This window comes from Lichenibacterium minor, from assembly GCF_004137685.1.
Classification (GTDB): Bacteria; Pseudomonadota; Alphaproteobacteria; order Rhizobiales; family Beijerinckiaceae; genus Lichenihabitans; species Lichenihabitans minor.
The window spans coordinates 1-22,499 of record NZ_QYBB01000038.1 but is presented as its reverse complement, the minus strand read 5'-3'; the positions used below and the strand labels follow the sequence as shown (position 1 = coordinate 22,499).

The 22,499-nt window shown below is 69.2% G+C and carries 20 protein-coding genes and 1 tRNA gene; 10 read left to right on the top strand and 11 right to left on the bottom strand.

The window, feature by feature from the left end; translation table 11 throughout:
- Positions 1-2 precede the first annotated feature (2 nt).
- The 3 genes from D3273_RS21875 to D3273_RS21865 all read right to left on the bottom strand — a co-directional run bounded on the left by D3273_RS21875 (position 3) and on the right by D3273_RS21865 (position 4,172).
- Entirely contained in the window at positions 3-2,006 is a 2,004-nt protein-coding gene (locus D3273_RS21875) for an acetyl-CoA carboxylase biotin carboxylase subunit (RefSeq protein WP_129229022.1), read from the bottom strand.
- 326 nt (positions 2,007-2,332) lie between these two features.
- Positions 2,333-3,571 carry a phosphoglycerate dehydrogenase gene (gene serA / locus D3273_RS21870; RefSeq protein ID WP_129229021.1) on the bottom strand — a complete coding sequence of 413 codons (1,239 nt, stop codon included), beginning with the start codon at positions 3,569-3,571 and terminating at the stop codon, positions 2,333-2,335.
- Positions 3,572-3,689: 118 nt separating this feature from the next.
- A complete protein-coding gene (locus D3273_RS21865; protein ID WP_129229020.1) occupies positions 3,690-4,172 on the bottom strand; it encodes a hypothetical protein in 483 nt (160 codons plus the stop codon).
- 195 nt (positions 4,173-4,367) lie between these two features.
- On the opposite strand from D3273_RS21865, the gene D3273_RS21860 reads away from it, so the two are divergent.
- Positions 4,368-4,598, top strand: coding sequence for a hypothetical protein (locus D3273_RS21860; RefSeq protein WP_129229019.1), 231 nt, complete (start codon positions 4,368-4,370; stop codon positions 4,596-4,598).
- 109 nt (positions 4,599-4,707) lie between these two features.
- Here the strand turns inward: D3273_RS21860 and D3273_RS21855 are convergent, their stop codons facing one another.
- The 3 genes from D3273_RS21855 to D3273_RS21845 all read right to left on the bottom strand — a co-directional run bounded on the left by D3273_RS21855 (position 4,708) and on the right by D3273_RS21845 (position 6,963).
- Positions 4,708-4,938, bottom strand: a complete 231-nt coding sequence (locus D3273_RS21855) for a hypothetical protein (RefSeq protein ID WP_129229018.1) — start codon at positions 4,936-4,938, stop codon at positions 4,708-4,710.
- A 26-nt stretch (positions 4,939-4,964) separates the two neighbouring features.
- Positions 4,965-5,285, bottom strand: coding sequence for a YbjQ family protein (locus D3273_RS21850; RefSeq protein ID WP_129229017.1), 321 nt, complete (start codon positions 5,283-5,285; stop codon positions 4,965-4,967).
- 145 nt (positions 5,286-5,430) lie between these two features.
- Positions 5,431-6,963, bottom strand: a complete 1,533-nt coding sequence (locus D3273_RS21845) for an acyl-CoA carboxylase subunit beta (protein ID WP_129229016.1) — start codon at positions 6,961-6,963, stop codon at positions 5,431-5,433.
- 110 nt (positions 6,964-7,073) lie between these two features.
- Here D3273_RS21845 and D3273_RS21840 point away from each other — a divergent pair, with 110 nt between their 5' ends.
- Both D3273_RS21840 and D3273_RS21835 read left to right on the top strand, forming a co-directional pair.
- Complete coding sequence (locus D3273_RS21840; RefSeq protein WP_129229015.1) at positions 7,074-7,847, top strand: SDR family NAD(P)-dependent oxidoreductase; 774 nt, start codon at positions 7,074-7,076, stop codon at positions 7,845-7,847.
- A 10-nt stretch (positions 7,848-7,857) separates the two neighbouring features.
- On the top strand, positions 7,858-9,069 hold the full coding sequence (locus D3273_RS21835) for an acyl-CoA dehydrogenase family protein (protein WP_129229014.1): 1,212 nt from the start codon (positions 7,858-7,860) through the stop codon (positions 9,067-9,069).
- Positions 9,070-9,145: 76 nt separating this feature from the next.
- Here D3273_RS21835 and D3273_RS21830 read toward each other — a convergent pair whose 3' ends face one another.
- Positions 9,146-10,006, bottom strand: coding sequence for a helix-turn-helix transcriptional regulator (locus tag D3273_RS21830; protein WP_129229013.1), 861 nt, complete (start codon positions 10,004-10,006; stop codon positions 9,146-9,148).
- Positions 10,007-10,154: 148 nt separating this feature from the next.
- On the opposite strand from D3273_RS21830, the gene D3273_RS21825 reads away from it, so the two are divergent.
- Entirely contained in the window at positions 10,155-11,072 is a 918-nt protein-coding gene (locus D3273_RS21825; RefSeq protein ID WP_129229012.1) for a DMT family transporter, read from the top strand.
- A 57-nt stretch (positions 11,073-11,129) separates the two neighbouring features.
- On the opposite strand, the gene gndA is transcribed toward D3273_RS21825, so the two are convergent.
- Positions 11,130-12,596, bottom strand: coding sequence for an NADP-dependent phosphogluconate dehydrogenase (gene gndA, locus D3273_RS21820; RefSeq protein WP_245501327.1), 1,467 nt, complete (start codon positions 12,594-12,596; stop codon positions 11,130-11,132).
- A 211-nt stretch (positions 12,597-12,807) separates the two neighbouring features.
- Here gndA and D3273_RS21815 point away from each other — a divergent pair, with 211 nt between their 5' ends.
- Positions 12,808-14,181, top strand: a complete 1,374-nt coding sequence (locus D3273_RS21815) for an MFS transporter (RefSeq protein ID WP_129229011.1) — start codon at positions 12,808-12,810, stop codon at positions 14,179-14,181.
- A gap of 35 nt (positions 14,182-14,216) precedes the next feature.
- Here the strand turns inward: D3273_RS21815 and D3273_RS21810 are convergent, their stop codons facing one another.
- Entirely contained in the window at positions 14,217-14,876 is a 660-nt protein-coding gene (locus D3273_RS21810; RefSeq protein WP_129229010.1) for an HAD family hydrolase, read from the bottom strand.
- Between the two features lie 141 nt (positions 14,877-15,017).
- On the opposite strand from D3273_RS21810, the gene purS reads away from it, so the two are divergent.
- From purS to D3273_RS21785, 5 genes are all read left to right on the top strand, one after another.
- A complete protein-coding gene (gene purS / locus D3273_RS21805; protein ID WP_129229009.1) occupies positions 15,018-15,278 on the top strand; it encodes a phosphoribosylformylglycinamidine synthase subunit PurS in 261 nt (86 codons plus the stop codon).
- Positions 15,275-15,958, top strand: a complete 684-nt coding sequence (purQ, locus tag D3273_RS21800) for a phosphoribosylformylglycinamidine synthase subunit PurQ (protein ID WP_129229008.1) — start codon at positions 15,275-15,277, stop codon at positions 15,956-15,958. The genes purS and purQ overlap by 4 nt, the downstream gene beginning before the upstream one ends.
- An 88-nt stretch (positions 15,959-16,046) precedes the next feature.
- A tRNA-Leu gene (locus D3273_RS21795) sits at positions 16,047-16,131 on the top strand.
- 94 nt (positions 16,132-16,225) lie between these two features.
- The gene (locus D3273_RS21790; RefSeq protein WP_129229007.1) at positions 16,226-17,662 is read left to right on the top strand and encodes a DUF6538 domain-containing protein; all 1,437 of its coding nucleotides are present in this window, start codon (positions 16,226-16,228) and stop codon (positions 17,660-17,662) included.
- A 171-nt stretch (positions 17,663-17,833) separates the two neighbouring features.
- A complete protein-coding gene (locus D3273_RS21785; RefSeq protein WP_129229006.1) occupies positions 17,834-19,333 on the top strand; it encodes a hypothetical protein in 1,500 nt (499 codons plus the stop codon).
- 1,025 nt (positions 19,334-20,358) lie between these two features.
- Here the strand turns inward: D3273_RS21785 and D3273_RS21780 are convergent.
- Both D3273_RS21780 and D3273_RS21775 read right to left on the bottom strand, forming a co-directional pair.
- Complete coding sequence (locus D3273_RS21780) at positions 20,359-21,216, bottom strand: restriction endonuclease (RefSeq protein ID WP_129229005.1); 858 nt, start codon at positions 21,214-21,216, stop codon at positions 20,359-20,361.
- Positions 21,217-21,239: 23 nt separating this feature from the next.
- Positions 21,240-22,223 carry a hypothetical protein gene (locus D3273_RS21775; RefSeq protein WP_129229004.1) on the bottom strand — a complete coding sequence of 328 codons (984 nt, stop codon included), beginning with the start codon at positions 22,221-22,223 and terminating at the stop codon, positions 21,240-21,242.
- Positions 22,224-22,499 lie beyond the last annotated feature (276 nt).

Sequence of the window (22,499 nt, the reverse complement as noted above, 5' to 3'; positions counted from 1 at the left end):
CTTCACGCGAATTCGAGGATGACGGCCTCGAAGCCGAGGCTGTCGCCGGGCTTGACCAGGACCCGGGCCACCGTGCCGTCGCGCTCGGCCTTGAGCACGTTCTCCATCTTCATCGCCTCGACCACGGCCAGCGGCTCGCCGGCCTTCACGGCCTGGCCTTCCGCCACCATGACTTCGCGCAGCAGGCCGGGCATGGGGCAGAGGACCAGCTTGCCGGAGCCGCCCGCCACCTTGGCGGGCATCAGCCGCGCCAGCTCCGCTTCGCGCATCGTGTAGACGCGGGCGTCGGCGAAGTGGCCGCCGTGGCTCAGCGTCGCGCCGTTCGGCACCGGCAGCACGCCGACGGCGATCCGGCTCCCGCCGACGGTGCCGTGCCACACGGGCTCGCCCGGCCGCCACGCGCTCGCCACCGCGACCCGCTCGCCGCCCTCGACGTCCACCTCCCAGGCGCTGTCCGCCCCGTCGAGCGCGAAGACGACGTCGCGGTCCCCGATCCGCACGGTGCGGCGGCGCTCGAAGGACACGGGCCGCGCCACGGGCATCTGGCCGGAGATCATCCGCTTGCGGGCGTTGAGAACCGCGTCGACCACGGCGGCCACGCAGGCGAGCCGCAGCGCCGCGTCGCCCGCCGGCACGGGGTTGGCGAACTCCGCCCCGAATTCTTCGGCGATGAAGCCGGTCGACAGCCGCCCCGCCTTCCACCGCTCGTGTCCCATCAGGGCGGACAGGAACGGGATGTTGTGGCGGATGCCGTGGATGGCGAAGCTGTCGAGCGCGTGGGACTGCGCCGCGATGGCCTCGGCCCGCGTCGGCGCGTGGGTGACGAGCTTGGCGATCATCGGGTCGTAGAAGATCGGGACCGCGCCGCCCTCGCCCACACCGGAATCGACCCGCACCGTCACGCCATCGGCTTCCCCCGTGGCGGGGGGACGGTAGGTGGTCAGCCGCCCCGTCGAGGGCAGGAACCCGCGCGTCGGGTCCTCGGCGTAGACGCGGGCCTCGACGGCCCAGCCCTCCATCCGCACGTCCTCCTGGCGGAGGGTCAGGGCTTCGCCGGCGGCGACGCGGATCATCTGCTCGACGAGGTCGAGGCCCGTGACGAGCTCGGTCACGGGATGCTCGACCTGGAGCCGGGTGTTCATCTCCAGGAAGAAGAAGCTCCTGTCCTGCCCCGCCACGAACTCCACCGTGCCGGCGGAATCGTAGTCGACCGCCCGGGCCAGCGCGACCGCCTGGGCGCCCATCAGGGCCCGCGTTTCGGGGTCGAGCAGGGGGGAGGGCGCTTCCTCCAGGACCTTCTGGTTGCGGCGCTGGATCGAGCATTCGCGCTCGCCGAGGTGGATCACGTTGCCGTGCTTGTCGCCCAGCACCTGGATCTCGATGTGGCGCGGGTTCTCGATGAACTTCTCGATGAAGATGCGGTCGTCGCCGAAGGAGGCCGCCGCTTCAGACCGGGCGCGGGCGAAGCCGTCGGCCACCTCGGACGCCGAATGGGCGATCCGCATGCCCTTGCCGCCGCCGCCGGCGCTCGCCTTGATCATCACCGGATAGCCGATGCCGTCGGCGATGGCGGCCGCGTGGGCGGCGTCGCGGATCACGTCGAGGTTGCCCGGCACGGTGGACACGCCGGCGGCACGGGCGAACCTTTTGCTCTCGATCTTGTCCCCCATGGCCGCGATGGCATGGGCGTTCGGCCCGATGAAGGTGATGCCGGCCGCCCTCAGCGCTTCCGCGAAGGCTTCGCGCTCGCTCAGGAAGCCGTAGCCGGGGTGGACCGCTTCGGCGCCGGTCTGCCGGCACGCTGCCACGATGGCGTCGATGACGAGATAGGACTGCGCCGCCGGGCTCGGGCCGATATGCACCGCCTCGTCGGCCATCTCGACGTGGAGCGCGTCGCGGTCGGCGTCGGAATGGACCGCCACGGTGGCGATGCCCATCCGCCGCGCCGTGCGGATGATCCGGCAGGCGATCTCGCCCCGGTTGGCGATCAGGATCTTCTTGAACAACGTTTCTGCCCCGCCGTGTTTGGACGATGGTGGCATGCGGGGCGGGCGACGTCACCCCTCGAGCGCGCCTTCGATGCCGGCCGCGACGGCCGAACCCGTCGGGGAGGTGCAGGCCCGCCGGGAGATCGGCCCGGCGCGTCTCGACGGCGAAGGTCATCGTCGGTTTCGACGATCACGGACGGGAGGACGCGACGGGCTCGTGCTCGTGCCCGCGGGCGGTTTTGAGTCGCGAAGGCGGGGGCCGAAGCGTCCGAGGCTCCTGCACGGCGCCGCGGCCGGTCACCTCAGCGCGGTCCGGCGCTGAAGCCCGGTCGCCCGGTCCCGGCTCAATAGACCAGCCGCGCCCGCAGGGTGCCCTTGATCGCCCGGAGCTGTTCCAGCAGCGCTTCCGAACGGTCGCCGAGGTCGACGGCTTCGACCACCACGTAGCCGACGTCGCCGTCCGTCTGCAGGAACTGGCCCGTGATGTTGATGTCCTGCGACGAGAACACCTCGTTGATCCGGCGCAGCATGCCCGGCAGGTTCTCGTGCACGTGGATGAAGCGCGTGCCGTTGGGGTGCGGCGGCAGCTGCACCTGCGGGAAGTTGACGGCACCCACGGTCGAGCCCCCGTCCGAATATTCGACCAGCTTGCGCGCCACCTCGGCGCCGATGCGCTCCTGCGCTTCCAGCGTCGAGCCGCCGACGTGCGGGGTGAGGATGACGTTGTCGAGGCCCTGCAGCGGCGACGCGAAGCGCTCGGAGTTGGAACCCGGCTCCTTCGGGAACACGTCGACGGCGGCGCCCTGCAGGTGCCCGTCCTTGAGGGCGCGGGCGAGCGCGTCGAGGTCCACCACGGTGCCGCGGCTGTTGTTGATGAGGTAGGCGCCGGGCTTCATGGCGCGAATCTCGGCTTCGCCGATCATGTTGTGCGTCGACGGGTTCTCGGGCACGTGCAGGCTGACGACGTCGCTCTGCGCCAGCAGCGCCCCCAGGCTGTCGACGGGGTCGGTGTTGCCGTGGCGCAGCTTGTCGGAGGTGTCGAAATACACCACCCGCATGCCCATGGCCTCGGCGAGGTTGGACAGCTGGGTGCCGATGTTGCCGTATCCCACGATGCCCAGCACCTTGCCGCGCACCTCGTGGCTGAAGGTCGCCGACTTGTCCCAGCCGCCCTCGTGGGCGGCGTTCGAGCGGGGCAGCACGCGGCGCAGCAGCATGACGATCTCGCCGATCACCAGTTCCGCCACCGAGCGGGTGTTGGAGAAGGGCGCGTTGAACACCGGCACGCCGATCTCGCGCGCGGCGTCGAGGTCGATCTGGTTGGTGCCGACGCTGAAGCAGCCCACCGCCATCAGCCGGTCGGCCGCGGCCACCATCTGCCGCGTCATCTGGGTGCGCGAGCGGATGCCGAGGATGTGCGTGCCCGCCAGCGCTTCGACGAGCTTGTCGCCGTCGAGCGCGGTCTTGAGCCGCGTCACGTTGGTGTAGCCGGCCTGGGTGAAGAGGTCGACCGCGGACTGGCTGATGCCTTCCAGCAGGAGGACGCGGACCTTGTCCTTCGACAGGGAATAGCGGGGGGTCATGGCGGGTCTCGCGACGGTCGGGACGGCCGGCGCTGGGCCGGCTGGATTCGGCCGCCAGCGCTAGCCGAGCGGCGCCGCCCCGTCGACCCCTTCCGCCGCGATACCAGGCATGGGGGCTCTACAAGCGCGCCAGGATGTCCAGCATGGCGGCGATCCGCTCCTGCACGAGGTCGCGCGTGAGGGCGTCGAGCCCGCAGGCGCCGACGTCCTCCGCCCCGGCGCCGGCGGCCAGCGTCGTGCGCTGGAACAGCACGCGGCGCCCGGCGCGGTCGCACACGACGTTGAAATGCGGCGCGCCGTTCTTGAAGTTCGCCGTCCTGTGCCGGCGGAACACGTTCATCTGCACCGAGGTTGGGACCAGCACGCCGCGGGGGGTGGTCCGCTCGGCGATGCGCTCGATCGAGAAGAACCGGCCGTGGCCTTCCAGGACGCGGCCGACCTCCGTCATGGCCGGCACGACGACCCGCTCGGCCTTGACGCGGAAATCGCGCAGGAAGGCGTCGCCGGGCGACGGGGCCGCCCCCGGCGCCGACCCCGTTTCGCCCGGGGCGCGCCCGGCGGCGAAGGTCGATCTCAGCCTGTCCCTCAGCTCGTCCCGCATGGGGGCCTCCCCGGTCGACCTCTGCGGGCCGGTGGCGGGAGTGTGGCAGCGGCGTTTCCGGCTGTCGAGGGGGCAGGGCGGCGCGGCGTCAACGGATCGTCAAGACCTGTGACGCGGCGGTCAAACTGGTGCCCGAGATTCGCCCCGCTCGGGGCGCCCCATGTGCCATCGCGGTCTCACCCGGGGAAAGCATCGATGACGGATTGGTCCGTGAAGGGCGTGGGGATCGAGGTGACGGTCACGAGCCCGGCCGGCGACGAATATCCCTTCGTCATCGCCGACGTGTTCGACCTCCACCTCGAACTCGGGCACCGCCCGCGCTGGAATGCGGGGCGCGAGCCGGCCGATGCGGCGCACAGGATCGACGCCGCCCGGGCGGTGGCGTCGCGCTGGACGGCCGACACGTTCGGGCCGGCGGCGGGTTAGGCGGGAGATCGGCGCGACGGGCGGGCCGGGCGATCGCGTCCCACCGCGCGTCGGCATGGCGGGATCGTCGCGCGACGCGGCGGGCCGCGGCCCCCCGGCAGCGCCCGCCTCACCCCGTGCCCTGGGTGGTCGCGCTTGTATGCAGGATCGGGCCCCCGCTTCGGACAGGGGAGCCGATCCCGAAAAGCACGTAGACGACGAGGACGACGAGGACGATTTTCGCGGCCAGCACCAAGCCGACGATGATCTTCATCACGTCGAGCCGATGTTCGAGCTCGGCGACACGGCGCGTCAAAGCTGCGAGCGCGATGTCGTGACTCGACCCGGAGCCGGTCGGCACGGCGCCGTCCAGCCTCGATCCGGCCGTCATAGCGGGTCGACGACCACGGCCGTGCCGTAGGCCAGGACTTCCGTGATGCCGTCGGTGATCTCGTTGGCGTCGTATCTCATGGCGACGATCGCGTTTGCGCCGGCATCGCGCGCGTGCGCCACCATCAGGTCATAGGCTTCCTGCCGCGCGGCTTCGGCGAGGTTGGTGTAGATGCTGAGGTTGCCGCCGAACAGGGCCTGAAAGCCGGCGCCGATGTTGCCGAGCGCACTGCGCGACCTGACCGTGATGCCGCGACACAGGCCGAGGTGGCGCACGATGCGGTGGCCCGCGATGTCGTTTGTCGTCGCGACGATCATCGAACACCTCGAACGGCGGCCAGGACCCCGGATTCGTCGCGAGCATAGGGGCGCGGGGGTCCCCTGTGAACCGCCTTCGTCCGCGGCGGGGCCGGGCGTCGCGCGGGGCCCGCGCACCTCCACCACGCATCCGCGCGGTTCCCGATCACAGCGGGATGTTGTCGTGCTTGCGCCACGGCTTTTCGGCCTTCTTGGCCCGCAGCATGGCGAAGGCGCGGGCGACCCGCCGCCGCGTCGAGCGGGGCCGGATGACCTCGTCGATGTAGCCGCGCTCGGCCGCCACGAAGGGCGACAGGAAGCGGCTCTCGTAGTCGCGGGTGCGCTCGGCGATCTTGTCCGGGTCGCCGATGTCCTGCCGGAAGATGATCTCCACCGCGCCCTTGGCGCCCATCACGGCGATCTGCGCGGTGGGCCAGGCGTAGTTGACGTCGGCGCCGACGTGCTTGGACGCCATCACGTCGTAGGCGCCGCCGAAGGCCTTGCGGGTGATCACCGTCACCATCGGGACGGTGGATTGCGAGTAGGCGAAGAGCAGCTTCGCGCCGTGCTTGATCAGCCCGCCATATTCCTGCGCGGTGCCGGGCAGGAAGCCGGGCACGTCCACGAAGGTGAGGATGGGGATCTCGAAGGCGTCGCAGAAGCGCACGAAGCGCGCGGCCTTGCGCGACGCGTCGGAGTCGAGCACCCCCGCCAGCACCAGCGGCTGGTTCGCCACCACGCCGACCGTGCGCCCGCCGACCCGCGCGAAGGCGGTGACGATGTTGCGGGCGAAGGCGGCCCCGATCTCGAACACGTCGCCCTCGTCGACCACCTTCAACACCAGTTCCTTGATGTCGTAGGGCGTGTTGGGGTTCTCGGGCACCAGCGTGTCGAGCGACGCGTCGCCCCGCTCGACGTCGTCGAAGGACGGCCATTCGGGCGGCCCGGCCTTGTTGTTGGCGGGCAGGAAATCGACGAGGCGGCGCACCTGCAGCAGCGCTTCCACGTCGTCGTCGAAGGCCATGTCGGCGATGGAGGACTTTGTGGTGTGGACGCGGGCGCCGCCGAGGTCCTCGGCCGTCACGGTCTCGTTGGTGACGGTCTTCACCACGTCCGGGCCGGTCACGAACATGTAGCTCGTGTCCCGCACCATGACGATGAAGTCCGTCATGGCCGGCGAATACACGTCGCCGCCGGCGCAGGGCCCCATGATGACCGAGATCTGCGGGATCACGCCGGACGCTTCGGCGTTGCGGCGGAACACTTCGCCGTAGCCGCCGAGCGCCGCCACCCCTTCCTGGATGCGGGCGCCGCCGGCATCGAAGAGGCCGATGATGGGCGCGCGGATCTTCATGGCGAGATCCTGCACCTTGATGATCTTGGCGGCGTGGGTTTCGCTGAGCGAGCCGCCGAACACCGTGAAATCCTTGGAGAAGACCACCACGGCGCGGCCGTTGACCGTGCCCCAGCCGGTGACGACGCCGTCGCCGGGGATCTTCGACTTCTCCATGCCGAAGTCCACCGAGCGATGCTCGACGAACGTGTCGTATTCTTCGAAGGAGCCGGGGTCGAGCAGCAGCTCGATCCGCTCGCGGGCGGTGAGCTTGCCCTTGGCGTGCTGCGCCGCGACGCGCCTGGCGCCGCCCCCCGCCGCCGCTTCCGCGCGCCGCCGGTCGAGGTCCTCGATCACACCCCGCATCGTGCCTCCCGCGGCTCTTCGCCAATCGCCCCTCTTGTGCCGCTAATCGCCCTTTCCCCGCAACGGGTTTCGCGCCAAGCTCGGCCGCACGACAACACGGGGGAGGGACCATGCCGGGCGAGGATCTCGCGGCGGGGCTGGACGGGCTTGTCGCCCTGGTGACGGGCGCTTCGGGCGGCCTCGGGGCCCATTTCGCGGCGGTGCTGGCGCGCGCCGGCGCCCGCGTCGCCGTCGCGGCCCGGCGCGTCGAGGGCTGCGCCGCCGTGTGCGACGCGGTCCGGGCCGCGGGGGGCGAAGCGGAACCCTTCGCGCTCGACGTCGCCGACGGCGCCTCGGTCCGGGCCGCCGTCGCGGCGGTGGCGGCGCGCTTCGGGCGGCTCGACGTCCTGGTCAACAACGCCGGCATCGCCACCACGGCGCCGGCGCTCGACCTCGCCGAGGACGATTGGGACCGGGTCGTCGACACCAACCTCAAGGGCGCGTTCCTGTGCGCCCAGGCGGCCGCGCGCCTGATGAAGGACGGGGGCGGCGGCGCGATCGTCAACGTCGCGTCGATCCTGGGGCTTCGGGTGGCGGCCCAGGTCGCCCCCTACGCGGCCTCGAAGGCGGGGCTGGTGCAGCTCACCCGCGCGCTGGCGCTCGAATGGGCGCGGCACGGCGTGCGCGTCAACGCGCTCTGCCCCGGCTACATCGAGACCGACATCAACCGCGGCTTCTTCGCCGGCGCGGCCGGCCAAGCCATGCTGAAGCGCGTGCCGCAGCGCCGGCTCGGCCGGCCCGCGGACCTCGACGGCCCGCTGCTGCTGCTGTGCTCGGACGCGTCGCGCTACATGACGGGCGCCGAGATCGCGGTCGACGGCGGCCACCTCGTCTCGTCGCTTTGAGGGTTCTGCCATGGACTTCACCATCCCGCCCGGCCTCGACGCCCTGCGCCAGCGCATCGGCGCCTTCGTGGAGCGCCGCCTGCTGCCGCTCGAAGCGGATCCGGCGAGCTTCGACGCCCACGAGAACATCGCCCTGCCGCTGCTCGAAACCCTGCGCGCCGAAGCCCGCGCCGAGGGGCTGTGGTGCCTGCAGCTCCGCCCCGAGAACGGCGGCCTCGGCGTCGGGCGGGTCGGCATGGCGGTGTGCTACGAGAGCATGAACCGCTCGATCTTCGGCCCCGCCGTGTTCAACTCGGCGGCGCCCGACGACGGCAACATGATGATGCTGGAAAAGATCGGCACGCCCGACCAGAAGGAGCGGTGGCTCGCGCCCATCGTGCGCGGCGAGGTCCGCTCGGCCTTCGCCATGACGGAGCCCCACCCCGGGGGCGGCTCCGACCCGTCGATGATCCAGACCCGCGCCGAGAAGCGGCCGGACGGCTCCTATTCCATCACCGGGCGCAAGTGGTACATCACGGGCGCCGCGGAAGCCTCCCACTTCACCCTGATGGCCAAGACCTCGGACGACCCGCGCAAGGGGCTGACGGCCTTCCAGTTCCACCGCGACCAGCCCGGCTGGAGCATCCTGCGCCGCATTCCCATCATGGGCCCGGAGGAGCACGGCGGCCACTGCGAGCTCGCGTTCGACGGGCTCGTCGTCGCCCCCGAGGACGTGCTGCTGAACGAGGGCGACGGCCTCAAGGTCACGCAGATCCGGCTCGGGCCGGCGCGCCTCACCCATTGCATGCGTTGGCTCGGCCTCGCCAAGCGCTGCGTCGAGATCGCCGAAGCCTACGCGGCGGAGCGCCACGGCTTCGGGGTGCGGCTGGCGGACCGCGAAAGCGTGCAGCTGATGCTGGGCGGGCTCGCCATGGAGGTGGAGATCGGGCGGCTGCTCGTGATGAAGGCCGCCTGGGAGCTCGACCGCGGCGGCTTCGCCCGCAAGGAGGTGTCGATGGCCAAGGTGCAATGCGCCAACGTGCTGCACCGCGCCGCCGACACCGGCATCCAGATCACGGGCGCCAAGGGCTATTCCAAGGACACGGTGCTGGAATGGATCTACCGCTACGCCCGCCAGGCGCGGCTCGTCGACGGCGCCGACGAGGTCCATCGCATGGTGCTCAACCGCGCGCTGCAGGCGGAAGGGCGGGCGTTCTGGAGCTGGCCCGTGGCGGAAGGGTGATCCCGGCGCTCGAAGGCCCGGCCGCCAGGGGAGCGCGGCCGAGCACGGATCGCCCGGCCCGCGCCGGAGGCGCCGGTCACGCCATCGCCCGGTAGGCGCCCGGCGTCACGCCCGTCGCCGCCTTGAAGGCGCGCGTCAGGTGGCTCTGGCTGCTGAAGCCGCAGGCGAGCGCGATGCCGGCGACCGGATCCCGCCCGCGCAGCATGGCCTTGGCCCGCGCGATCCGGCGATGGGCGACGAAGACCTGGGGCGACACGCCCCGGCTCGCCGCGAAGTCGCGCTGGAAATGCGCGTCGCTGAGCCCGGCGATCGCGGCCAGGTCGCGCAGGCGCAGGGGCGCGCCGAGGTGCGCCTCGACGTGGTCGACGACGCGGCGGCCGAGATGCGGCGCGAGCCCGCCCGTGAGGGCGTCCCGCCGCCGGCCGCCGTGGCGCGGTTCGGCCAGGAAGCGCGACACCGCGCCGGCCATCGCGGCTTCGGCGGCGAGCGGGTCGCCGGCCAGCACCGCCCCGGCCAGGGCCCGCAGCGGTTCGGCGACGCGCGGTGCCTCGGCGAAGGTCATCTCCGGCACGTCCAGCAGGCGCGCGTCCCGGTCCTGGCTTTCCGCGAAGGCGCGGCGGAGCTCCCCGGCCGGCAGGTAGAGGTGCACGAAGGCGAAGGGCGCCGTGATCTCCCATTCCGAGCTCGCGCCGTGCGGCATGACGCAGAACGCCCCGGGCCGGCCGCCCGCCGGCCGGCCGTCGACGCGCCGCGTCCCGGCGCCGCCCTCGAGGTACAGGCTGAACGTGTGGCCCTCCGCCCCCTCGTAGGCGACCCGGTCGAGGTCGTTGCGCCAGACCGCGGCCGATCGGCCGAAGCCGAGGTCGATCGTCGCGACCGTGCGGGCCCGGGGCGAGGCCGACAGGAACCGGAAGATCGAGGGGCGGCCGGGCGCCATGGCGGGTGCTCCGAGGGAAGGGCTGGAGCCGGGTGTAGCGCCGCCGCCCGGGCCCGCACAGCCTCCGCCGCCGATCCGCCGCATGATCCTGCAAGCCGGCCGGCCGCGGGGCGCCTAATGGGGGTTCTACCAGCGCCGGGCCGAACTCATGAACGCCGTCCTCTTCGCCGCCACCGTCCTGATCTGGGGGACCACCTGGATCGCCATCGCGATGGAGGTCGGCCCCGTGCCGATCCTGGTGTCGGTGTTCTACCGCTTCGCCGTCGCGGCGTTGATCCTGTTCGCGGTGCTGCTGGCTGCGGGCAGGCTGAAAGTCCCGCCCCGGCGCGACCAGCCCTTCGTGGTGGCGCAGGCGCTGTGCCTGTTCTGCTGCAACTTCATCTGCTTCTACGCCGCCGCGGGGCTGGTCCCGTCCGGGCTCGTGTCCGTCATCTTCTCGCTGTCGACGGTGTTCAACGCCGTCGCGGCGCGGGCCTTCTTCGGCTCGCCCATCACGGGCCGCACGGTCGGGGCGGCGGCGCTGGGCGTGGCGGGCCTGGCGATGCTGTTCGGCCCCGACCTGGCGGTGGGCCTCGCGGGCGGCACGGTGGAGGGGATGGGCCTGGCTGTGCTGGGCACGCTGTTCTTCTCCCTCGGCAACATGGCGTCGCGGCGCAACAGCGCCGCCGGGATCTCCCCCGCCACCGCCAACGCCTGGGGCATGGCCTACGGGTCGGCGGCCCTGCTCGCGCTGATCGGGCTCACCGGCACCCCGCTCGTCGCCCCGCCCGACGCGCGCTACCTCGGCGCCCTGCTGTATCTGGCGGCGGTGGGCTCCGTGCTCGGCTTCACCGCCTACCTGTCGCTCGTGGCCCGTATCGGCTCCTCCAAGGCCGCCTACGCGACGGTGCTGTTCCCGGTCGTCGCCCTGGCGCTGTCCACGGCCTTCGAGGGCTACCGGTGGCACTGGACGGGGATCGCAGGGCTGGCCCTGACGCTGGCGGGCAACGTGGTGATCTTCACCGGAAGCCCGCGCCGCGCGCGCCCGGCGGCGGTTCCCGCCGTCGCGGCTCCGCCACCGCGATGAGGCACCGCGGCGGCGAGCGGGCGGCCTCGGCGGCCGCCCGGGTCATGGGGCGCCGCGTCAGCTCCGCGGCGTGCCGCCCTCGCTCGGCTGGTCGGTGCGGACCTCGGTGCCGTCCTGGCTCCAGCGCGTGTGGAAATGGCCGTCCTCGTCGAGGCGGCGGTAGGTGTGGGCGCCGAAATAGTCGCGCAGGCCCTGCAGCAGGTTGGCGGGGCCGCGCGCGCGGCGCAGGCCGTCGTAGTAGCTGAGCGACGACGAGAAGGCCGGGATCGCCACCCCGTGCTCCACCGCCAGCATCACGACCTTGCGCCACGCCGGCTCGGCCTTCAGCACCGCGTCGCGGAAATAATCCTCCAGCACCAGGTTGGGGATGTGGTCGCTCGCCTTGTAGGCGTCGCGGATGCGGTTGAGGAAGCGCGCCCGGATGATGCAGCCGCCGCGCCAGATCGTGGCGACGTCGCCGAGCTTCAGCTCCCAGCCGTAGTCCTTCGAGGCCGCCGTCATCTGCTCGAAGCCCTGCGCGTAGGCGATGATCTTGGACGCGTAGAGGGCGTCGCGCACGGCGTCGATGTCCGCCTGAGTGGCCTTCGAGCCGGCCGGCGCCCGGAACGGCAGCAGCGTTTCGGCCTCGCCCCGCAGCTTGCGTCGGCCCGACAGGGCGCGGGCGAAGACGGCTTCGGTGATGCCGGTCAGCGGCACGCCGAGGTCGAGCGCGTTGGCGGCGGTCCAGCGGCCGGTGCCCTTCTGCTCGGCCTCGTCGACGATGCTGTCCACCAGCGCGCCGCCGGTCTTGGCGTCGCGCTTCTTCAGCACGTCGGTGGTGATGTCGATGAGGTAGCTGTCGAGGTCGCTCGACTTCCAGCCCTCGAAGATGTCCGCGATGGCGGCGGCGTCGAGGCCGTAGACCGTCTTGAACAGGTCGTAGGCTTCGGTGATGAGCTGCATGTCGGCGTATTCGATGCCGTTGTGCACCATCTTGACGTAGTGGCCCGAGCCGCCGAGGCCGATATAGGCGGCGCAGGGCTCGCCATCGACCTGCGCCGCCATCTTGGTGACCATCGGGGCGATGCGGTCGTAGGCTTCTTTCTCGCCGCCCGGCATCATGGAGGGGCCGAGCAGCGCGCCTTCCTCGCCGCCGGACACGCCCATGCCGATGAAGCGCAGGCCCTTGTCCTTCAGGGCGGCGTAGCGGCGGTCGCTGTCGGAGAAGAGCGAGTTGCCGCCGTCGATGACGATGTCGCCCTCGTCGAGGTGGGGCAGCAGTTCGGCGATGACGTCGTCGACGGGCTTGCCGGCCTTGACCATGATGATCATGGCGCGCGGCCTGGCCAGCGACGCCACGAAGCCCGCGATGTCCTTCGACGGGGTGAAGCGGCCCTCGTGGCCGAACTCGGACATCAGGGCGTCGGTGCGGCCCCCATGGCGGTTGTAGAGCGCCACGCCGAAGCCCTTGCGGGCGGCGTTGCGGGCGAGGTTGGCACCCATCACGGCGAGGCCGATGACGCCGATGTCGCAGAGGTCTGTCACGCTGGTCTCTCCCCGGCGGCCGGCCGCGGCCCCTTCGGCCGCCGCGCGTGCCGCGCGCCTGATCGTCAGGTGATTGTGGGTGCAAGCTCCGCGCCGTCAACGCCCGGGGCGCGCGGCCCGCCGCGGCACCCCGCCCGCGGACGGCATGGCAGCCATCCCTGGCCCCCCCGCAGCCCGTCCTCTATGCAGCGGTGAACGGGGGATGGGCAGGATGAGGGCGATCGCCACGCAGCGCCGCGGGGGCACGGGTTGGACCCAGGCCGCCGCCAACCTGGGCTTCGCCCTGGTCCAGCTCGACGTCACGATCGTCAACGTCGCGCTGCCGCGCCTCGGCTCCGACCTCGGCGCCGGCATCTCGGGCCTGCAATGGATCGTCGACGGCTACGCGCTGGTGTTCTCCGTGATGCTGCTGGTCGGCGGCTATCTCGGCGACCGTTTCGGCGCGCGCCGCATGTATCTCGCCGGCGTGGGGCTCTTCGCGCTGGCGTCGGCGCTGTGCGGCATCGCCCCCGGCGTGGTGGCGCTGGTGGCGGCCCGCGCCCTGCAGGGCGTCGGCGCCGCCGTGATGCTGCCCTGCTCGCTGTCGCTCATCAACCACGCGACGCAGCACGATTCGACGCTGCGGCTGAAGGCCGTCGGGCTGTGGACCGCGTCGGGCAGCATCGGCCTCGCGGCCGGCCCGGTGCTGGGCGGCCTGCTGCTCGCCGGGGGCTCGTGGCGGCTCATCTTCCTCGTCAACCTGCCGGTCTGCCTGTTCGCCGCGCTGTTCGCCCTGCGGGCGCCCGAAACGCCGCGCGAGGAGGAAGGCCAGGGGTTCGACCCGTGGGGGCAGCTGCTCGCCGTGCTGGCCCTCGGCGGGCTCGTCGGCGCCGTCATCGAGGCGCATCCGCTCGGCTTCGGGCACCCGGCCGTGGTGGGGCTGCTGGCGCTGGCCGCGGTGGCGGGGCCGCTCTTCGTGTGGGTGGAAGGGCGGGTCGCCGCGCCCGTGCTGCCGCTGTCGCTGTTCCGGTCGGGGACGTTCTCCACCGCGGTGGCCTACGGCACGGTGGCCAACGTCACCTTCTACGGCATGGTGTTCGTGCTGAGCCTGTATTTCCAGCGCGTGCGCGGCTACGGCGGCACCGCGACGGGGTTCGCCTACCTGCCCATGATGGCGACCTTCGTCGCCGTGAACCTCGTCAACCCCCGCCTGGTGGCGCGCTTCGGGGTGCGGGCCTGCATGGTGGGCGGGTTCCTGGTCGATGCGCTGGGCTTCGCGCTGCTGCTGACGCTCGGCGCCGACAGCCCCTACTGGCAGGCGCTGCCCGCCTTCGTGCTGATCCCGGCCGGCATGGGCACCGGCGTCCCGGCCATGATCGGCGCCATGCTGGCCAGCGTCGACCGGTCCCGCTCGGGCGTCGCCGCCGCGGTGACCAACGCGGCGCGGCAGGCCGGGGGCGCGGTCGGCGTCGCGGTCTTCGGCACGCTGGCGGGGCCGGACCTCGTCGGCGGCCTCCGGGCCGGTGCGGCGATCTCGGCGGTGCTGCTGGTGGCGATGGCGCTCGTGGCGCGCGCCCTCGTGCCCGGCCGCGTCGCCCCGCGCTGAAACCCGCCGCGCGTCCGGCGGCGGGGGCCCTGCGGTCAGCCGCCGAACATCCGCGCTTCCACGGCGTCCCAGTCGCGCTCGACGTAGAGGGCGCCGGCTTCCGCCAGGGCCTGGGCGTGGTGGGGCTCGATGTGGCTGCCGCCCGTGAAGCCGATGGCCCTCATGCCGGCCGCCACCGCGCCCATGACGCCGAAGCGCGAATCCTCCACCACGACGCAGCGCGACGGCTCCACCCCCATGGTGGCGGCGGCGAACAGGAACAGGTCGGGCTCGGGCTTGCCGCGCGCCACCTGGCTCGACGAAAAGATGTGTTCGCCGAAGAAGGGCGCGAGCCCCGTCAGCCGCAGCGAGTTGCGGATCCGGTCCGGCCCCGACGAGGACGCGACGCAGCGCGGCACGTCCGGGTGGCGGCGCAGGAAGTCGGCCAGGCCCGGCATGGGCTTCAGCTCGGCCTCGAACCGGTCGCGGATGGCGGGCCAGATGCGCGCCGACAGCTCCAGCGGGATGTCGTGGCCGGTTTCTTCCGACACTTTCAGCATGATGTCGGCCTGCTTCATGCCGAAGTAGCGCGCGATCATGGGGTAGGTGGCGGGCACGCCGGCCTCGTTCAGCACCGACACCACGCCGCCGATCGACAGCACCTCGCTGTCGACCAGCACGCCGTCGCAGTCGAACACGATCAGGTCTGGGTGCATCCCGGGTCCTCGGCCTTCCATTCAGGGGACCGTCTTGGCAGGTTCGGGCCCGGCGCGGAAGGGCCGGGGCCGCTCGCGGTTGCCTCCGCGGGCCCTCCCGTCTAATCCGGGCGGATCGACCGTCGCCGTGAGACTCCCCCCATGCAGGCCCGCGTTTCCGTCACGCTGAAGTCCGGCGTCCTCGACCCCCAGGGCAAGGCCATCGAGGGGGCGCTGCATTCGCTCGGCCATGCCGGGGTGACAAGCGTGCGCCAGGGCAAGATCTTCGACGTGACGATCGAGGGCACGGACCGCGCCGCCGCCGAAGCGGAGCTCGCCAAGGTGTGCGAAGCGCTGCTGGCCAACACGGTGATCGAGGATTACGCGATCGTGATCGACGGGAACGGCGGGGCGGCGGCGTGAAGGCGGCGATCGTCGTCTTCCCCGGCGTCAACCGCGACCGCGACGTCGCCCGCGCGCTGCGGCTCGCGTCCGGCGCCGAGCCGGCGAGCGTGTGGCACACCGAGACGAGCCTGCCCGACGGCACCGACCTCGCCGTGCTGCCCGGCGGCTTCTCCTACGGCGACTACCTGCGCTGCGGCGCCATCGCGGCGCGCTCGCCCGTGATGGACGCCGTGCGGGCCCACGCGGCCCGCGGCGGCCGCGTCCTCGCCATCTGCAACGGCTTCCAGGTCGCCTGCGAGGCGGGGCTGCTGCCGGGCGTGCTGATGCGCAACGCCGACCTCCACTTCGTGTGCCGCATCCAGCACCTGTCCGTCGAGCGCGCCGACACGCCCTTCACCCGCGCCTATGCCCCGGGTCAGGTCATCGCGGTGCCGGTGGCGCACGGCGAAGGCAACTACGCCGCCGACGAGGACACGATCGCCCGGCTCGAGGGCGCCGGCCGCGTGGCCTTCCGCTACTGCGGCCCGGAAGGCGACCCGGCCCACGGCACCAGCCCCAACGGCTCGCGCAACCACATCGCCGGCATCCTGTCCGAGCGCCTCAACGTGCTCGGCATGATGCCCCACCCCGAAAATGCCGTCGAGGCGCTGGCGGGTGGCGAGGACGGCAAGGGCCTGTTCGACAGCCTGATGGGGTGAGGCGCGGACGACGCCGCCCCGCGCGGATTGACCGGCGGGGACGCGGCGTTGTAGCGTGCCGCCACCGTCCCGGGCTCCGGCCCGCGACGCCCCTGTGGCGGAATCGGTAGACGCGCTCGACTCAAAATCGAGTTCCGCAAGGAGTGCTGGTTCGATCCCGGCCAGGGGCACCAAGGACTGAGAGCGAAAGTCAAGCATTCTCAGTCACTTACCTCTGATTTGCAGGTTCTTTCGGTGTCCCCGTGGTTACACACGAGGTCACACACGATGGCTTTTGTCATCCTGCGGCACGGCGCTATGACCGTGACCATGCAGCACCTGTTCATCCGACCGAGGGACGGCCTCCTCTTCTACCGGCGGAGGGTTCCGACGGACGTAGCGGCCCATTTCCCGGGCAAGACGGTCCGCATGGTCAGCCTCCAGACCCGCGACCTCCTCACGGCTGGGAAGAAGCTGGCCCGGTTGGTTGCCACCGATGACGCCCTCTGGCGGTCCCTCCGGTCCCCAGAGGCCAGCGCGCTTGGGCTGACCACAGAGGAGGTGCAGGCCGCCGGTGAGGCCTTGCTGCGGAAGCTCGGAATGGTGCCGGGTGGGGCCTACTTCGACGCGATGGCTCATGAGGGCACTCGCAACCCTGACCTCTGGGACGCCTTCGCGCATCATCTCGACGTGAAGCATGGTGCTGGTCCTTACAAGGGCGTCGAGGGCGACCGGGCCGCTGTCATGGACCCCGTGGACCGTGAAGCCGAGCGGCTGTTCAAGGAGAACCCACGCAAGCCCCGGGTGCTCCTCAGTGACGCCCGCGACCTCTATCTGAAGCACAACACCAAGGGCTCGACACCGAAGCTGAAGGCCGACACGACCCGGGCTGTTGCTGCTCTCATCGCGTTCCGGGGCGACCTCCCTTTAGAGGCCTACGCGCGCCAGGATGCCCTTGACCTCCGGGACCACCTCCTAGCGGAAGGGAAGAACCCGAACACCGTTCGGCGTCAGCTTAGCCCGCTGCTGTCGGTCTTCAAGACCGCCATTGATGAGCACTTCCTGGACATCCGCAACCCGTTCGGCAGTGTGAAGATTGCCTCCGAGGACAGAGATACGCTCAAGCGCGTGCCATACACGTCAGATGAGCTTTGCATCATCGCCAAGGCTTGTCGGGAGAGAGGTGACGACATCCGGTCCATCATCGCCCTTCTCAGCGATACGGGTGCCAGGGTGGCAGAGATTGTCGGCTTACGTTTCGAGGACGTGGTGATGGCTGCGCCTGCGCCCTTCATCCACATTCGAGAGCACGGGACCGTCCGGACTCTCAAAAACGCCAACAGCGTTCGCCGCGTCCCGCTTGTCGGTGAAGCCCTGTGGGCTGCCCAGCGCGCCCTAGAAGCCTCTGGAAAGGTCAAGGATGGCAAAGGATGGCTCTGGCCTCGCTACGCATCTGACGTGGAAATCAAGGCCACCCACGCCAGCGGCGCCTTTAACAAATGGCTCCGCACGCTGCCTGGGGTCTCGCCGGACAAAACCTGCCACTGTTTCCGCCACGCCATGCGGGACCGGCTCCGGGTCGCCCATGTTCCTGGGGACATGCAAGACGCCATCGGCGGTTGGGGCGAGAAGACCACGGGGGCAAAGTACGGGGAAGGATACAAGCCCGAGACGTTGGCCCCCTACATGGCCAAGATAGTGGCACCACCAGACGCGGCTTCCTGAACCCCTGCGGAGCCCGCTGGCGGCTCTTACCGCTCGCAGGTGGTCATCGGACGGCCACCCCGATTGCCGTTCCACGACAGCCCCGAGGCCCCAAGCACCCGTTCGGTTTCCGAGGTGCCCTGGGCGTGTCGACTCCATCCTAACTCTCGATACCGACAGGACAATCTCGCCTTGACGCAACCGGCTTCCTGCCCTGATTTGACCTCAAAGCTCCCCTCACAGGACACAGTCAAGCCACAATCTGAGGTGGACCGCTCACCCGTCGAACTGCCGCCCATCGTCAAGCCGATCTATGCGCGGCTGGCCGACGCCCCCATCAGCGATGAAGGCCGCGCCCTGGTGGACACCGTCCTGGCGCTGGTTCACGCCCACGAGAAGGAAGTGGGCAAGCGCAAATACCAGCGTCGCGACGAACAAGCGGCCAAGTTCAAGAAGGTCGTCGCCGCCTTCCTGGCCGACCTCTTGAGGTCCGCAGGACAGCCCGAGACGGGCCGTTGGGTCTATCGGTCTCTCCGAGCCGACAGCTATCCTGCCCATGCCGGCGTGTCCCGTACGGACTTCGAGTTCGTCCGAGAGGGGTTTCGCGCCCTGAAGCTTGTGGAGATGAAGGAAGGCGGCATCTTCGGCCTACAGGGCTACCATACCGACGACACCGACGATGAGGTCGTGACCGATGGGGACGGGAGTGCCGAGGGCAAGCGTGCGGCATCCCACTTCCGGGGGACAGACAAGCTCCTGGGGCTCGCAGGGGAACATGGGGTCAGGGCGGCCGAGGTTGGCGTTCACTTCGCCCAGGACCTGCCGCTGTCCCCCGTCGTCCTGCACGCGGAGAAGACGAAGGTCGGCAAGCGGGAGGTGCGGGGCAAGCCCATCATCGTGACACCCAAGTCACCCCTGGCCCATCTCCGCCCTGCCATCGACGCCATGGACGAGGACTTGCGCGAGTTGAACAACTTCCTCGCCAATTTCAACCTCGAAGGCGGGCAGTTCAGGGGCTATCGGCGCATCTATAACTTGGCCGACAAGCCTGATTTCAAACTTGACAAGGGTGCGCGTCTCTATGCCAACGGCGACCCGTCATATCAGAGCATGTCGAAGGAAGACCGACAGTCCATGAAGATTGACGGAGACGAGGTGGTCGAGATGGACGTGAAGGCTTCCTACCTCACGATTCTGCATGGAACACAGAACCGGCCCTTCGATGCAGCCTCGCACGACCCCTACGAAGTCAAGGGTCTATCGGCTCAACGTGGGAAGGACGGCAAGGACCTCCGTCGATGGGCCGTGAAGAACTGGGTGGTCGCCACCCTGGGCGCCAAAAGACACCACCGTGTGTGGCCGGACGAGACGGTAAAGGAGTATGAGACGAAGGGTGGCGGCGACTTGGAAGCAGACTACCCTATCAAGCTCGTTCGCGAAGCTATGGTCGAAAGGTTTTCCATCCTCGGGGACTGGGGAAAAAAGAAGCTCGGGATGGGCTGGGCCGACCTGATGTTCATTGAAAGCGAGGCCATGCTGGCAACCATGATGGATTTGATGAGGAAGCACTCGGCGCCCAGCCTCAGCGTGCACGATAGTCTTCTCGTTAGAACTGGAGATGCCCAGGTTGCGAAGGAGCTTCTTCAAGCAAACTACGTTTCCAGGTGTGGCTTGGTCCCGGTTGTCGAGTAGCCATGATGCTGTGAAGGAGGTGAACCCCTGTGATGTCGTAGGGGGTTCACCCCTTGAAGGGTCTATGGTGGTGGTCATAGTGGTTGGTTGGTGGGTGGACCCTATGTGTTCTGTAGTACCTGGGAACAGATTTCAGGGGTGGAGCGGCGGAGCCAGTCGCCTGAGGTGACGTGGGCCGCATGATGGACGTCCCTTGCCAATGCCTCTACCCGGCTTCTCTGGGCTGGCAAAAGGTGAACGTGCACTTGGCCCTCGCGACTTCGTAAAGCCGCCTGCGGCCTCCCCAGGAGTTTCCAGGGCTATCGGGCGGTGAACGCAGGCGACGCGCTTCCCCGTTCATTGCCGGCGTCATGACCCGAGAACCCGACCGCTCACCCTCGTGAACTCGGCACCACCACGGCCATATTCCACGTCCCGTCCTTCTCGACAGGCCGCACGCGCATGGAGACGGAGACCACGTCCTCGCCCCCAGGCGCTGTCCCATACCGTTCGAGGTGCGGGTCGCCTTCCAGGGCGTAGCCGGACCGCCTCTGGAACCACCCGTTCAGGACCGCCCGATAACCGCTCGCTATCTCACGCCTTCCCACGTCCACCACGGCCCAAAGGCCCGCCGGACTCACCAGCACCTCAATCCGTTCTCTGCCATCTCCTTCGGCGGGCCCAGGCCGTCCCCGACCACCACGGCGCAGTTATGCCGGATGCGTCCCGGCTAGGTCACCCTGGGGTCTTCAGAGACGAAGCCGAGCCGAGGACGGTTTTGGAGGTCCGGCGGCAGGCGTGGGAGGAAGTCGGCTCATTGACCGCTCGTGAGTTCGCGAGGCCCCAGGTAGCGGCGCGCGAAGCACCTCAGCGCCGGCATGGTCCCACACGCACGCTACTGCCCGATATCGGGACGAGGGCCGCCTGGGCCGTGGCTCCTCGTTCGGTCGGTCGACGTTGCTAGGCGCGTGAACGCCTGGGCGTGACCATTGAACGATGGCAGCACCCGTTCGCCTGTATAACCAAGCCGAGCGGGCCGAAGAGGCTCACACTCGCGAAAACCACTCGGCATCGACGATGATGCGTTCCACCATCTCAGTCGCGACGCCTAGCTTCAAGCTCTTCAGGAGGTCGCACAAGCTGTCGCCCTCGATGAGCTCGATGGGGGGCGCACCATCTCGTGTCGCCTCCTTCTTGGCCTCGCCCGAGAACGTCCCCGTTGTGATGATGAGTCCCTTGTCGCTCCGGCCAACCATCGCACCTCGGAAATCGCGTACGGCTCCCGAGCCGACTGAGCCCTGATACCGCTTGCACTGGAAAAGGACCTGGAACGAGACGAGGTTTACCCGAAGCACGCCGATGCCATCGATACCGCCGTCGCCGCTTCGACCTGTCACCTCGACCTTCACGAACCCAGCCTCGCGTAGGATGCGTTGGGCGAGCCGCTCGAAGGCGTCAGGCTGCATGACTCGCAGAGCCGTAAGGAGCCGGTCCTTCCACGTCTCCTCTGGCGGGGACTGATTCGCCGCCACCGCTTCCTCGGTTGTCGGCTCCTCGTCACCGCTCTGCTCTCGCCTGCGGTCGTAGTCCTGCCGGCGGACGAGTTGCGGGACCTTTGCGGCTTCGGCTTGGGTGAAGCGCTCTCCCGCGTCGGTGATGGCCCAGACGCCACGACCACTGTTCCCGATTGCGCCGACACGCTTCAAATACGTCTTCGCCCATGCCAGATTGTAGCCGAGCTTCGTCTGCCGATTATCCGTATGGATGAAAGAAGCCACCGGGTCGCTGATGCGCTCCAGTTCGATGACCTTGGCGAGAAGCTCCTCATTCGATGCAGACCCACCCATCGCTTTGAGCGCTGCCAGTGTGGGCCAAAGAAGCTCGTGAAAGGCGGGGACACTCACGGGTGCCACAGTCAAAGAACGGCTCACAGTAAGCGGGAGCGTGGCGCAACAATCGTGCCTGTGTCGCCGCTACCTCGAAGTGTTTGTATTTCGACCGTCTCCGAGGTTGTCGCAACAAGCTCGGGTTGCGAGAATATTCTTAGTGAGTCAATGACATCCGAGGTAGGATACTCGCGCCGTTCCTGCAACATTCGGCAAACCTCACGGTCCACAGGCCGTGGTAGGTCCACTTCCTTCGGAAGTTTTGCGTCGGCGTAAAGAAACGCCTGCACGACTCGCCAGCCTTCATAGAAGAGTTGCATGAAGTCGCCGTCATGGTGGATGGGGCAAATGACAAGACCACGACCTTCGTCTATTTGCACCGCATCACTCTTCCCTTGCCGAGCAGGGACGACACCAATCCGCAATCCTGCTGCCCCTTCGAGTTGCGCGGGGTTGGTCTTCACGGTTGTACCAACCCACTGCTGCGTATCGAGAGACCCTACAAAAAGGTCTGCCTTCCAAAGGCCACGTATGGAGGTTGGCAACGCTAGTCGTGTTGTCGGCCTCCTAAATGCAGCAGCTAAGGTTGTAAGACGGCGTTTCAGTTTGGGAGGTTGACCTACAGCGCCTGTTAATGTTCGCGACTCTTCCGTTAAGACGTCTTTCGCACTATCTATTAGTTGTACCGCCCCTGTCTTTTCGATACCAAACAGGATGGACTTTGGGTCGGACGCTTTGATGCGACAAAGCTTGAGGGCTTCTGCAAGCCTATCGACTACTCTGGCGTCGCCCGAGGCGATAGCGTCATGGAGAGCGTACTCAAAGCAGATGCCGACATCCCCATCCCCGGGTCGATAGAGGCGTGGGAGCATCTTGAGCTTCACATTGTCCCGGCCACCAGCTTCTTTGACCACGTCAGCCTTCAGCGCATTTAGAACGCCGGACAAGATGGGGCGTACAATCGCCGTCAGCGCGAGGACCTCATCGCCAACCGGATTCAGCTGTGTCTCACTACGCAACTCCATGTCCGTTCTCCTCCGGCTCGGATACTACCTCCCAAAGTTAGGGACTGGAAGTGCTTGACGCTGCAGGAAGCACCTCCTTTAGCCGGTGAACGCAAGTCGACGTGCGACGGTGTCCGTTAGCGTATACCTTTGAGGACAGTCGGGATGGACCTGAAAAGCGCGTCCGTATGGGTTGACTTTGCCCAACGGACAGCACTTAATGCGGACACCATCCCAGCGGACAAACGGAAGCCGACGTGACCACCATCCTCTACGCTCGCGTCTCGACGGCCGAAC

What these genes read in the sequence shown, in the direction of transcription:
- D3273_RS21850 (WP_129229017.1), bottom strand. Translation starts at nt 5,285, where the DNA reads ATGATCGTCGCGACGACAAACGACATCGCGGGCCACCGCATCGTGCGC.
- D3273_RS21840 (WP_129229015.1), top strand. Translation starts at nt 7,074, where the DNA reads ATGCCGGGCGAGGATCTCGCGGCGGGGCTGGACGGGCTTGTCGCCCTG.
- purS (WP_129229009.1), top strand. Translation starts at nt 15,018, where the DNA reads ATGCAGGCCCGCGTTTCCGTCACGCTGAAGTCCGGCGTCCTCGACCCC.
- D3273_RS21810 (WP_129229010.1), bottom strand. Translation starts at nt 14,876, where the DNA reads ATGCACCCAGACCTGATCGTGTTCGACTGCGACGGCGTGCTGGTCGAC.
- D3273_RS21865 (WP_129229020.1), bottom strand. Translation starts at nt 4,172, where the DNA reads ATGCGGGACGAGCTGAGGGACAGGCTGAGATCGACCTTCGCCGCCGGG.
- D3273_RS21860 (WP_129229019.1), top strand. Translation starts at nt 4,368, where the DNA reads ATGACGGATTGGTCCGTGAAGGGCGTGGGGATCGAGGTGACGGTCACG.
- D3273_RS21825 (WP_129229012.1), top strand. Translation starts at nt 10,155, where the DNA reads ATGAACGCCGTCCTCTTCGCCGCCACCGTCCTGATCTGGGGGACCACC.
- D3273_RS21835 (WP_129229014.1), top strand. Translation starts at nt 7,858, where the DNA reads ATGGACTTCACCATCCCGCCCGGCCTCGACGCCCTGCGCCAGCGCATC.
- D3273_RS21815 (WP_129229011.1), top strand. Translation starts at nt 12,808, where the DNA reads ATGAGGGCGATCGCCACGCAGCGCCGCGGGGGCACGGGTTGGACCCAG.
- serA (WP_129229021.1), bottom strand. Translation starts at nt 3,571, where the DNA reads ATGACCCCCCGCTATTCCCTGTCGAAGGACAAGGTCCGCGTCCTCCTG.
- D3273_RS21845 (WP_129229016.1), bottom strand. Translation starts at nt 6,963, where the DNA reads ATGCGGGGTGTGATCGAGGACCTCGACCGGCGGCGCGCGGAAGCGGCG.
- D3273_RS21790 (WP_129229007.1), top strand. Translation starts at nt 16,226, where the DNA reads ATGGCTTTTGTCATCCTGCGGCACGGCGCTATGACCGTGACCATGCAG.
- D3273_RS21775 (WP_129229004.1), bottom strand. Translation starts at nt 22,223, where the DNA reads ATGGAGTTGCGTAGTGAGACACAGCTGAATCCGGTTGGCGATGAGGTC.
- D3273_RS21830 (WP_129229013.1), bottom strand. Translation starts at nt 10,006, where the DNA reads ATGGCGCCCGGCCGCCCCTCGATCTTCCGGTTCCTGTCGGCCTCGCCC.